This window comes from Kocuria gwangalliensis (assembly GCF_039544365.1).
GTDB classification, from domain to species: Bacteria; Actinomycetota; Actinomycetes; order Actinomycetales; family Micrococcaceae; genus Kocuria; species Kocuria gwangalliensis.
The window spans coordinates 1-12,322 of the sequence record NZ_BAABLN010000030.1; the positions used below are offsets into that span (position 1 = coordinate 1).

Annotated in this window: 6 protein-coding genes; 4 read left to right on the top strand and 2 right to left on the bottom strand. The window is 57.5% G+C overall.

The features are described from left to right. Nucleotides 1-203: 203 nt before the first annotated feature. The 4 genes from ABEA06_RS09560 (at nucleotide 204) to ABEA06_RS09575 (ending at nucleotide 9,861) form a co-directional block, all read left to right on the top strand. On the top strand, nucleotides 204-1,178 hold the full coding sequence (locus ABEA06_RS09560; protein ID WP_345311339.1) for a glycosyltransferase family 4 protein: 975 nt from the start codon (nucleotides 204-206) through the stop codon (nucleotides 1,176-1,178). Continuing rightward, nucleotides 1,165-2,700, top strand: a complete 1,536-nt coding sequence (locus ABEA06_RS09565) for an ATP-grasp fold amidoligase family protein (protein WP_345311340.1) — start codon at nucleotides 1,165-1,167, stop codon at nucleotides 2,698-2,700. Before ABEA06_RS09560 ends, ABEA06_RS09565 begins: the two co-directional genes overlap by 14 nt. A gap of 14 nt (nucleotides 2,701-2,714) precedes the next feature. Then, nucleotides 2,715-3,995 (top strand): hypothetical protein, encoded by a 1,281-nt coding sequence (locus ABEA06_RS09570; protein ID WP_345311341.1) that lies wholly within the window; start codon nucleotides 2,715-2,717, stop codon nucleotides 3,993-3,995. A 3,202-nt stretch (nucleotides 3,996-7,197) separates the two neighbouring features. Continuing rightward, a complete protein-coding gene (locus tag ABEA06_RS09575) occupies nucleotides 7,198-9,861 on the top strand; it encodes a hypothetical protein (protein ID WP_345311342.1) in 2,664 nt (887 codons plus the stop codon). On the opposite strand, the gene ABEA06_RS09580 is transcribed toward ABEA06_RS09575, so the two are convergent. Further along, a complete protein-coding gene (locus ABEA06_RS09580) occupies nucleotides 9,858-10,634 on the bottom strand; it encodes a polysaccharide pyruvyl transferase family protein (protein ID WP_345311343.1) in 777 nt (258 codons plus the stop codon). The two genes, ABEA06_RS09575 and ABEA06_RS09580, sit on opposite strands and share 4 nt — an antisense overlap. A 26-nt stretch (nucleotides 10,635-10,660) precedes the next feature. Then, on the bottom strand, nucleotides 10,661-12,265 hold the full coding sequence (locus tag ABEA06_RS09585; protein WP_345311344.1) for a heparinase II/III family protein: 1,605 nt from the start codon (nucleotides 12,263-12,265) through the stop codon (nucleotides 10,661-10,663). Between the last annotated feature and the right edge of the window lie 57 nt (nucleotides 12,266-12,322).

Genomic DNA, 12,322 nt, shown 5'->3' on the forward strand with positions numbered 1-12,322 from the left:
CCATTCTTCCCGGTCAGACGGGCATTTCGTTCTTAATTACGTACCAGTACCAAGCATGCTCATCGGTGGATCAAGGCTAAGGCCATCAATGATGAATTCACGACAGACGAGCTGGCGTTGATTAACGACTACATCAAAACCGCCGGTTGGGAATCGCGCGCGGTCACCATGGTTGAAATTACCGGTCTGAAAGGGATTCTTTGATGAGCAAGATCCTCTCGATCTATCCGAACTGCAGCAAGGGCGGCATGACCACCGTGTACCGGACCCGCGCGCTGGCCCGTCCGCAGGACAAGCACGACTTCGTGTTTATGAATGATCGGGGGGGCCAGGCGGTATTTTCCTGCCTACCCAACACGGACTTCCGCATCTTCCCTAAGGGCCGCTTTAGGCCGGCTCTGGAACACATCGCGCAGAATTTTGAATACGACCAAATTCGCATCACGTCGCTTCCGGAAGCGGCCACGCAGCTGGCAGCTTCATTGCCGGACCGAGTGGTTTACGAATTTCATACGTCCACCGTGGGAGTCGTGGAATCTGAGCTGGAGAGGCTGGACATCGATTCCCTCGAGGCGATCCAGACCCCCAGTGACTGGCTCACCCATTTGGTGGCACGGCGTCTCACCAGGACGCAGGCGTCAAAATGCGTGACCGTTCCGAACCTGGTGGATCGCGATACATTCAACCTCTCGGTCGTACCTGCGGATCGTCAACTCGACGACGGCCTCGTCCCCCTACTGTGGGTGGGAAGGTTTGACAAAGGTAAAAACTTCAACGATTTCTTGCGACTCATGTCGATCCTGCCGGAGCACTACATAGCCGTGATCGTGGTCTCGTATGAGACCGAGCCCAACCGAGTTTCGCGTGCTCTGCAAGAGGCGCGCGCCTACGGGATGGCGGATCGAATTTGCTTGCACTTAAATTTGAGTCAAATCCAGTTAGCACAGCTCTACACCTGGACGCGAGACCGCGGAGGGTTGTTTGTCAGTACCTCGCTGGCGGAGTCCTTCGGCTACGGAATCGCCGAGGCCCTAGCGTGCGGGCTGCCTACTGTGGCCTATCGCGTGGGTGGCGTGCCGGAGATCCCAAACTTCGATACTCCCCTGAGCTTGCTCCCGGTGGGTGACGTATACGGGTTGGCCTCCGCTGCGAAGGAACTCTCCGATGTCCGGCCATGATGCACCGGTGGTCCCGCCGGAGCTCACTGACGGTGATGCGAGTGATCAATCGTTCGACACGGTCGTTCTCACCACACAGGAGGGTGCGGATGGACACGTAGTGGTGGTCCGCAGCCCCACGTGGCGCGAGGGAAGACACCCCTGGGTCGGGGCCACCTCACTGCCGTGGTCGGTAATTCAGGTTCAACCGAGCAAGGACGCGGTGTTCAACGACCCCGCGTGGATTAATGAAGTCGTTTCGACCATCTTGCAATTGGCCGACAGAGACGGAGTTCGCGGCCGTATCACCGTGGTCGCGGAGAGCGCCGATGCCATCGCTTACACCGTGGCCCTCGCCTCTGCATCCCCACGGTTCTCTTGCCTGCTCCTGTTTCCTGAAAAGCCCACACCTTTCGCCACCCTAGAGTCTGCCCTCGCGATGATCCAGAAGTCATCGAACGTCCCCACTGTTGTGCTGGCCTTCTCCGCGCGGGACGCGGGGATAAACGGTCCCAAGAACGACGGCTGGCTGAAAATCTTTTCGCGCAGCAGGCTGGCTCCAGACACGCATTTCGACTATATGACCGCACACCCACCGTTCGTCCATGAAGTAGCTCCGCTTGGGGAGCTCGAACGGTTAATTCACGTGGCTGATGATTTAAGGCGCAACGCTAAGGCCGTTGCGGGCCTACAGGCCAAGGACGGGCTCTCGCCTGATTCTCCGGAAGTGGTCGAAGCGCTTACCACGTACCGCGGTCTGGTGGCAGTTACCTTTGCTGGGCTGCAGCCCGAGAACTGGCCGTTCTGGTTGTACGACAAGTTGGAGACGAAGGAGCAAGCGCGGCTGCATGATCTTCCCGTGGCTGAGCTCATGGCAGTGCTTGACGGTCCTGAGAACCTTACACTGGAACACTTCGCGCGACCCACCGTGGTCAAACCTGCCCGGGGTAGCTCGTCGATAGGTGTAAAAATCCTGGTCAGGGACGGAGATCACCTAAGGGACATGAGGTCCGGCAAAACCGTGCGACTTGAAGACGCCCGCAGTTTGCTTTCCAATGCTCTCCAGAAGCTCAACAACTGCAAAGACACCCAAATCCTACTCGAGGCCCCTGTACTAACGCCCAAGGGAAAGTTGAACCCGAAGGACTACAAGTTCCTCTTCGCGGGTGACGAACTAGTCTTGGCCATGATCGTGGAGCAATCCCCTCAGGGAATCTTCTGCTACTGGACCGATGCGCAGTGTCGCACACTGATTCCCAACCCTACGTGGACTAATAGTTATTACCGATCGGTTCGCGAAGTGTCGAAACCAGAGGGCTGGGATGAGCTCGTGGCGCTGGCCTGGCGCGTGTACCGAGTCTCACGTCTCCCCTTCACCCGTGTGGACCTGTACTACGGTTCCCATGGCCCGATTCTGGGTGAGGTCACACCCACCCCGGGCAATTTCTATTTCGGCAACTCCGACAAGATCACGATCACCATGTCCAAGGCCATCGCCGGCCTGGCCGCCGGTGGTCAACATTATGAAAACATTGAGGACTGATGCATATGAGAGATGTGTCCAAATACCAGGATCACTACCAAGAGCACGATTCTCCTGACTCATTCTTAAAATCTTCCGACATCGTGAGTGGACTGCACGGTATCAAGCACCATGATGACGTCTTCACGGATGCGCTGTTCTGGAATCAGAATTCCGACGTCACCGTGGTGTGCTTTAACGGGGCGGGGGCGCCTGCGGGCGGTGTCAGGCCGGGATTTAACGGGACATCAATGTTCAACTCCTGGAAGAACGCCAACCGAGCGAACTTCCTGTTTTTGCACGATGCAACAATTTATGCTCATGAAATCCTGACACTTGCGTGGTACAGCGGAAGTCGTGACTTTGACTACCAGGAGCAGCTCGAACCCATTATCCGCAAGTTTGTGAGCATAAACCGTCCTCGGCACCTGATTTTCTTCGGCGTCTCAGGGGGTGGCCATGCAGCATTGAATTTCTCCGCACGGTTTCCCGGAAGCATTGCCGTGGCCGGAAACCCGCAGACGAACATTGATCACTACCTCGACTGGGCTAAGAACAAGTACTACGAGACCTGCTGGACGGATCCGAACAACCCCCAGGCGATCGACACGAGCGCCCTTCGACACGATCTGGTTCAAACATATGGTGCGAAGTCCATGAACTTCGCTTACTGTCTGGTCAACATCGACGACGGGCACCATGTGGAGGATCATCTGATTCCCCTTATCGAGGCGAGTCACCGCCATCTCAACGTCCGGACACTCCTGCGCCATTGGGGGACGGGACACACTGCGAGCCCGCCCCAATATCTTCTCGAATTCTTCGACGAACTTGTCCACCGCAGGAGGTCGGGAGAGGTATTCCCGGACGTCAAGGGTGCGCGGTTATTGGAATCAAGATCAGACGTGTCCGCCGTCGTGCATTCCCAAGGGCATCCCCTGGCCGTCCCGCTGTTTGCGGGTCAGATGCTCACGACCTCGCCGCTGACGTTCTCGCTGCCGATGCTGGTGAAGGGGACGTTGGAACTGACGGCCACGGTGAAGTCCGAGCAAGGGGATCCCGCCATGGTGCCCGTGGAGTTCCGTACCCGAGGTCCGCGAGCCGACCGCTACATCTACGGTTTGACGGTGACCAAGACCGGATACTCGACACGCATGCCGTGGCGCCCCGGGACGCCCTCGAAACTCAGGGTCTACATTCCCATGGATTTAGCGGTCGACGCGGTGACCTTCTACCCTCCGGCGTCGTCACCCGTCACGATTGAGGAACTGCATCTTGTGGCCCACGCGTTCGAAGACCCCTCTGCCAAGTCGTGAACACTCGTGCGTACATCGTCCGAAGAACCGGCAGGATCTCCAACGAATGTACACGTAACCGACCATGCGGACACCGAAAGGAACAACATGGGCAGGAATGACCCGTTCCCTCGGGGCTTCATAGTCCATCGCGGCCGGGACCGGGGTGTCTTGCCATCAACATGGGTCGAAACTGCGCTCCGGGTCTCAGGCTGGGTATTCGGTCATGATCCCCTTGAGGCCCCGGAGTTCGTGACGTCGTCCCAAAGCGATCGCTGGGTCCTCGTCCACGGACTGTGCCNTGGGTCCTCGTCCACGGACTGTGCCTGTACGCGGGTGACGATGTACGAGACCTGTCCCCCGGGCAACGCCTCATCGAGGCATGGACCGCGGGCCGGGAGCCCTTCCTTGAGCTTCTAAGCATGCTGGGCGGTCGTCACGTTGTCCTCGCCGGGGATCGAGTTGGATTTGCTCTGTACCAGGACGCCACAGGCATGCGCTCGGTCTACTATTCGGCGGACGCGGAGCTGATCTCCTCGCACGCGCACCTAGTGGCAGAGATCCAAGAGCACACCCCTCGAACCCCCGACCAGGGGGCCAATGGTTGTCTGAAGTCTTGGGACAGGACACCATGGCTCGGAATCTCGGGCCTGCTACCCAATCACGAATTGGCCGTGCCCGGATTCGCCGTGGCCCGCTTCTTTCCCCGGGCGGAGAATCCGTACCGTCGGTGGAGTGTCAAGGATCGGGTGGCTGCCTATGTAGTGCTCGCCCAGCGGGAATGGCGACAGTTCGAGCAGTGCGGATTCGAACCTGTGCTGTCAGTGACAGGTGGCCACGATAGCCGCACCAATTTGGCGCTCGTATCCCCGCATTCAGAGAAGATCCGCACGTTCACATACGCGGCCTCGGAGACCATGAAGTCCGCATGGGCGGACAGCACGCGGATGGATCGCCGGATCGTGGAAGAACTCAAGCAATGCATTCCTTTGGATCACCGCTTCTTCGAGATTCATGCTTCTGATCGAAAGAGTGAGGAGATCCCCCGAGACCTATTGACCCGCAACACCCTGGGCAATCACGGCACGTGGTTATTGCCGTTCTACCTGCAACATTTCTCGAACGAGAACGCAATCCATGTCCGCGGCAACACATACGGTGTGTACAAGGCCCCGTGGAATGCGGCCGAGGACAACAACGACATCGCCGGTCTGCGCACCTTGCATAGAATGCTCACCCGGGGCGATCGCGGCCATGAGACCCCTGAATCACGCGAGGCCCACTTCGTGGACGGAGTGCGGCGTTGGGGGTACGACGGCGATCTTTTCGGCTACCACCGCAACGAGTTGTTGTACTGGGAAATGCGTTTGGGGCGCTGGGCGAGCGAGATCTACAACGAGACGGATCTCGCGTTCCCCACGTTCGACCCCACCAACGTCCGCACCATGCTGGAGATCGCCCTGTCCTTCACCCTGGACGAGAAGCGTGACAAGGTCTTCCAATCGGAAGTCGTCAATGCCGCCTACCCGCTGCTGAATTTCCCTGGCAAGAATCAAGCCGAAAACCTCTACGAGCAGACCAGGCACCTGCTCCGCACGCCGCCTACGCCGCCGCACTCTTCCGGCGATTCGCACGGGACCGTCCCGACCGCCGCGCCACCGGTGGCACCCAACACGCACTGCACGGGCGGGCCCGGCGCGAGCATGGAGCATTCATCCGGCCCCCATCGTTTCCCGAGCGAACGGCCCCTCTACCTGCGTCCGGGGATGACCATATCCCGTGACGGCGTCTCAATCGCCCGCATCACCACGGGCGAGACCGAGCTGTATGTGCCCTCCGACTACTTCACTCTCGGAACGGTTAGCGCCAAGGCCTTTGAAGCCCCCGGGGCTCGTGGAACGCTGACTTTCACGCTGGAGTCCGACTACGCGAAGTACGAGGCCAGGGACTCTTGGTTCTACTCGGTCAGTGTGGACGGAGTGGTACGGGCGCGCTGGGACGGGGCGCTGCGGCGTCGTCCGGTGCACGTGACCGTCGAAAACGTGAACGCGCGAACCACGGTGGAGGTCTGCGCCGTGGCATTGCGTGATCGCGTGGGCATACCTTCGTGGGAGAAGGCCACCCGCGCCTGGGTGACCAGTCCAGTTCTCACGGCCCATGAATTGCCCGGTCCCCTGATTGTGAGCACGGACGTGCCTGGCAGTGAGCTCGAGTCCACCCCTGAGCTCCTGAGGATTCCGATCGAAAATTTGGCCGAACTTAGCGTGGACGAGTTCGCCTCCGATATTCCGCGCCGCGTGGACGTGATCACCTCTCACTGCGTGATTCCCCTCTTGGTGGTACGCAGGGCGACCGCGAAGCGGACCACGATCTGGGTCAACGGTGCGGTGGATCTGGAGCGCTCGGGCCGCAAGCCCGTGTTCGAGTGGTCTTCGTGCTGGCCGGAGCTGCCGCATCACCAGATCTTCGTGTGCGATCCAGCCACGGTGGGTACGGCCGCTCTCCCGATCGCGTGGGGGCAGTACTCTCCCGAGTACTGGTTCGTTCCGGACGCGTCTCGGGCCGTATCCGCCATTAGCGCGGTGCTGGGGGTTGCCGATGGCGACCGACGCGAGTATGTCGGTTCTTCGGCCGGTGGATTCTTGGCGCTGGCGCTGGCGTGCAGGGATGCCGGGTCGCGGACACTCGTGGATAACGCGCCGTTTGACTGGGCTTCGTGCTCGTCGAATGCTTTGGGTGTCGTGCGTTCGGGCCGGTTGCGCAATATCTCGCTCGAAAAGTTGCGTCTGGTCGAACCCGGGCGGCTCGATGTGCTGGGCCACTGGGCTTCATTGCCCGAGCCTCCGCGACTGCGCTACCTGGTCAACATGGCGGAGCCGCAGCACCGGGACGTGACGCTTCCGCGCATCGAGGAATTGCTGGTCAATCGTCCCGACCTCACCGCGCGACTGACGTGCGAGCGTTACGATGACGAGACCGCCGGCACCGCTCTCCTGAGCCGGGAGCGTGCGGTCGCACTGCTCGCAAAGCCGTACGCCTGACGCTGTCCTCCAGCGCCCCCTTGTCCCCCACCGCGATTGAAAGGAACCTCGTGGTTGCTCTGCACCCCTACCCCCGGGGGTTCGTGATCCATCCCGAAGACGACGCCGCTGCCGTTCCGGCACAGTGGTCTCGTGTGCGCTTGGGCGCCTCTGGGTGGGCTTTCTCACACGATCACTTTCGGGTGCCCGAGGTCATCCCTGTGGAAGGAGCAAACCGGTGGGTGTTGGTGCACGGGCTATGCCTGCACGCGGGCCTTGAGGAGATTGAGGTCTCACCCGCCGAACACCTCGCGCGCATGGCTGCCCTCGGGGAACGAGAGTTCTTGGACGCGCTCGACTCACTGGGCGGGCGGCATGTGATCCTGCTCGGTGACAACCATGGTTTCCGGGTCTTCAATGACGCTACCGGCATGCGCTCGGTGTACTTCTCCGAGGGTGGGTCCTTAGTGGCCTCTCACCTGAGGTTAATCGCGGACGCCCACCCGCACCCCATACGCAATGACGAGCAGGGCCGGCAGGGCGCCATGGCCGGGTGGGACCGCACACCATTCGTGGGGATCTCATCCTTGCTGCCCAATCACTATTTAGATGTTGCAGACTGGTCGGTGCGCCGCTTCTACCCGCGAGAAACTAACCACTACGAAGGGTGGAGCACCGCGCGCAAGGTCGAGGCTTTCCGAGACATGTGGAACCGGGAAATGCGCCACCTAGTGGCCACGGGTTCCAAGCTGGTGATGTCCCTTACCGGTGGCGCGGACAGCCGTACCGGTCTGGCGCTGTCCATGGACCACGTGGATGACATCGAGCTGTTCACCTACACGGCGAAGACCAACACCGGGGACAAGTGGTCCAAGTCCATGACTCGGGACAAGCACCTGGTCGAGGAGATCAAGGCCCTTGCGCCGCTGCAGCACCGGTACTTCCACGTGGGTACCAAGAATTTACCCAGGACAGCAGAGATCAACGCAAGTCTTGAGAAGAACACATGGCAGAGTCATGGCCGGTGGCTGGTCCCGCACTACGCCAACGCCTACCCACAGGATGACGTGGTTCATCTCCGGGGCAACGCCTACGAGATTGGACGCGCCTATTGGGGCACCAACGAGTGGAATGACGACCTCGAGAGTCTGCAGCAGCTGTATCGTAAGCGCACTAAACGTGACAAAGGGCTGGAATCCGAAGAATCCCGTGCGGCGGACTTCCACAGAGGGGTCCGCAGGTGGGAATTCGACATTCCACTTCATGGCTTTCACCGCTGGGATCTCTTCTACTGGGAAACCCGCTCCGGACGCTGGCTCGCAGAGATCCTCAATGAGACAGACGTAGCATTCGAGACGTGCGTACCCATGAATGTTCGCGCCATGGTCGAGATCAGCCTGGCGTTCAGCATTCAAGAACGCTCGGAGGGATATTTGTTCTCCGAGCTGATCAACTCCGGGTATCCGGTCTTGAACTTCCCCGGCAAGAACGATTACCGCAACCTTTACGAGCAGACTAGAGACGAACGACTCACGGCTACTGCACTACACGTTGCGGAGTCGCCCCTTCCGCTCGAACCAGAATTCACAGTGACCACGGTGGCGGGAAAGACTCACTCAGTGAACCCGGGGAACGAAAACATCCACATCCCCCGGGAGGATTTTGTTCCCGGGGCACGGGTAGAACGCTCCCTGCGAACGGCGCCCAACAGTGGTGACGTAACTTTCACACTGACTTCGCCGTATTGCCATGCAAAGGCGGAAGGACATTGGCTCTATCAAATCTGCGTGGACCGCCGCCCCGTGGCTCGCTGGGACGGGGCCGCCAGACGTCGTCCCGTTCACGTCACGGTGAGTGGCGTGACGGCAGGAACACGGGTAAGCATTCAGATCTTGGCCCTGCGGGCGCACCCAGGCGCCGCCTCGTGGGAAACCGCCTCGCGAGCTCGGATCACCGACACCATATTTACGGAACGGATTCCGCGTCAGTCGCTGCAGGTAGCGACCGATATGCCCGGCAGCCTTTTCGAATACGGCGAAGAAGGAGTCCACACCGTACATGTGGACCACGTGGGCGACCTCACAACCGATTCGTTCGCCGTAGACAGCCCCCAGCGCGTCGATGTAGTCACCACGAACTGCGTGATACCCCTTTTGGTCGTCCGACGAGCCAGCGCCCAGAACACGGTGGTTATGTGCAATGGCGCAGTGGACCAGGACATCTCAGACGGTAGGCCGGTGTTCCAACGATCCACCTGGTGGCAAGAGATTAACCAGAACCAGATCTATGTATGCGATCCCGCCACTGTGGGAGACCAGGCCCTCTCCTTGGCATGGGGACAATACTCCCTCAAATACACGGTGATTCCAGATACGTCCCGAGCAGTTCAAGCTCTAGCTTGCCTGCTCGGAAGCGCCCACCCAAATCAGCGAGCATACTTCGGATCCTCCGCCGGCGGATTCATAGCTCTCTCTCTGCTGTTCCATGATCCCCATGCTCGCGCTCTCGTTAACAATGCTCAGTTCGACTGGACTCGATGGTTCGCACCTGCGGTCAACAGTCTACGAAGGAAAAGACTTGGAAACCGCCTGCCAGCTGATCTCCGAAAAAAGTACCCGCAACGCACGAATGTACTCAACCTCCTCTCGACATTGTCCATGGCCCCGCGGGTTGACTACTGGGTCAACTTGGCTTCCGAGCACGACCGGGAAATCGATTACCCAGAATTCCAGCGATTCAAGAAACAATTTCCACAAATTGCAAAAAATATGCGGTGCCAAAAATATAAGGACGCAAATGCTGGTCACAATCCCATGTCTAAATCCGACACTCTGGAGCTAATCAGTCGGCACGAACCGAAGAACTAATAAACACCGTGAAGCGCTTTACCTATAAGATCACGTTGCATATATTTCAAATCAACCAATCTGGCTGGATCGGGCTGCGGTGCGGAACCCACCAGAGATAAGACGCGGTCGACTGACCCCTCCAACGGACATCTAATCACGTTAAGGCCATACGACGAGTAATAATCCTCGAACTTAAAATCCCCACCGTACACTTTGCCCGTCAGAACAAACGGCGCCACCGGAATACCATAAGAATGACAAAAGATGCAGCCGTGTAAACTAGTAGAAGCTACCGCACGATACCCGCTCAACTGCTCAACAAAATCCCCCAGCGGCGCATAATTATCGATAACCCTGTCCGCAAGATCTGGGTACTTCTTGTAAAATGCATCCCTGTCGACATCATGAATAATAAAACCTAAGTCCCTCTTATCGCGACAATACGGCATTGTTTCCAACTCCGATAGCAACAGACCAGGGTCACCAATCACTAATGGTCGATGTGCTTGCGAGTCTCGCTGAATTATTGACTTTGTCAGAAATCCGCGCACACCAGTAATCCGCAAATTAGGGTTGTACTTTCGGGAGTTGGGATTGATAAGACCCCCGCCGACAACATTACATTCCTTGTCTACCACGGCCGCAATAAGTGAACCGACGATGGCTACAGTATCCTGATTAACCAGGTCCAAATTCCTCAAACCGAGGCGCACATAAGATTCGCTGCCTAGCATCCAGTCAGCGATATGAAACCCCATCTTATCGCCCAGGTTTCCATCGTCCCGATTCACGTAAGACATATGAGCATATACAGAGGTCACCGTGATTCACCTCCTTTGGGCATGGAACATTGCAGGGATTCTCCAGAAATCCAGTATAGGACCGATGATACATCCTCATCCCGACCCGTCGTCACCATCATTCGCATTTCGGATGGATCCGCAACCACGCTCGCGAACGGATTCTCTAAGTCATCGAAATCAGGCGCAACAACTGTACTGATCAAACCCTCCGAAAATTGTGACCCGATCTTTAGAACAGGGGCCGCGAAGCACTCACCGTATTTGACGCTCCGCCAACCCTCGATGTGCTCCTTCGATCGGCGTCCCTCAATCACTTCATAATAAATGGGGCTTGTGGAACCCGTGGTCAACGTCGCCAAATGCCTACCTCGAAGTAAAATTATGGCTTGATTTTCAAGAACTCGAACCACCGCACCCTGAGGAAGTTGCCAGAGCTGCACGACATTTGTCAGTTCAAACGGCTTGACGTAATCTGACACGGTCAACATACGCTGGTTTCGATCATGGAAAACCGCACGATGCCACTCACTGCCGAGTTTCTCTGCGCGTCGCACAATTGTAACTTCCGAGGCTTCGGTCGCGCGACTATCCAGTAGCTCGGTAGCAGAATCCGGATCGAAGTGCTCCCCTTCGATGACAATAGTATTATGGGTGCTCTGTGACTTAAAATAGACACTCATTGGTTGATTATCGTAACGAAAACGCCCACCTTCAGGATGAAGCTCGATACCCGAAAAATTGACAGTCACACTACCGCCGTCTTGGTGAGCATGCGTGTGCGCGCTCTGAGCAGGCCCGAAGCGAAGCGAGTAGTGCATTGTCTTGGACATGTCAGCAACAGACCAATTTGTGCGACCAAAAGCGTAACCCGCTTGGGGATAGCACTTGTATAACTGTTTGGGTTTATCTCCTGAATTACCCCCCGAATTGATATAGTCAATTTGAGGCGTAATAAACCTTGGAAGCGCCGTGCGGTCTGAGTCGCCAAACTGAATAAGTGATCGATTCGTCTGAAAACAATGAACCAAAAAATCAGGCATTAATGCGACACGTTCAAAATCGGTGCCGTGTTCGATGCCGGCGGCCTTGGCGTGATCCAGTGCTTCTTTGTACCAATTGTAGTTGTTAATTTGGTACTGGATCGCGCCGTCATCAGCCACCCCTTCTAAATTAACATTCTCAGTAAGCAGTTTCTTGAGGCGATAAGTTGCCATCTCTTTCCAGGAATTATTCTGCATAATATGCCCCGCGGTCATCAGTCCATTGTGTATGTGGATGATATGATTCCCCACCTGATGACCAAAGCTTTCCGGCGACATACGAACTCCGTGCTCGTTGATACAGTTTCGCAACCACTGCTCATCGCCCACGGTAGACATGACCCCAGCCAACATGAGAACTCGAAGACCGGCACCCATGTCATACCAAGCAAAACGAGACAACTTCCCGGTTGGTGACTCTATGTGATGGCTGTGCCACGACTTGACAACGGATACGTAAGCATTGAGGTACTTGGTGTCTTGCGTGGCTGTGTATACACGACGCAGAACGTCGATCCATCTCAACGAGTGAAAACTAAACTGCCAGTTATTAGGGCCTTGACCCCGAATCGTGGACACGGTGTCGTTTCGGTTATGCCGCTTCCGTGAGCGTAGCGGAGGCGGCGGTTTCGTAGG